The 544-nt window shown below is 50.2% G+C and carries 1 protein-coding gene; it reads right to left on the reverse strand.

Features of this window, described 5'->3' with window-relative positions:
• A partial coding sequence (locus I8J31_RS20750; protein ID WP_199470491.1) for a hemagglutinin repeat-containing protein occupies positions 1-544 on the reverse strand: 544 nt, incomplete at both ends.

Raw genomic sequence — 544 nt, forward strand, 5'->3', positions numbered from 1 at the left:
GTTTCGATGTTTGATCCACGGTTGATAACAGTTGGATATCATCTTCCGCCTGTAGGGCAATATTCCCGTCAGCGTTTACCGTCGAACCCGCCAATAAAATGTCCGATCCCGACAGGATTTGAACATCACCGCCCGAGGCTAAACTCGTACCTTGGTTGATCGTGCTTTCTGAGGTGGTGGTGACCGTTTTTCGTTTAGACCCAAACGTACTTTTCTTTTTGGTTTTGACTTCTTCAAAACTAGAGTTATTGGCCACCGCCGACACCAGCAATACATCACCGCCCGCTGCTAAGCCAATACCTTCTCCGCCACTTAACGTAGAACCTTGAGAGAAGATGTCTTGCTGGCTGACCAGTGTTAACGCACCACCGGCATTCAATGTCGTGCCAGTGAGGGTTTCGTTATGATCGCGTTTCTCGGTGGAATTACCACCACCGCCGACAAAGCTATAACTGTCTTGGCTGTCGGTCACCACCAACAGGTCGATGTTGTTCGCCGCTAATGCCAAGTTACCACTGGCATTGATCTGCCCGCCTTCGCTGGT

Source organism: Marinomonas transparens, assembly GCF_016463975.1.
Lineage (GTDB): Bacteria > Pseudomonadota > Gammaproteobacteria > Pseudomonadales > Marinomonadaceae > Marinomonas > Marinomonas transparens.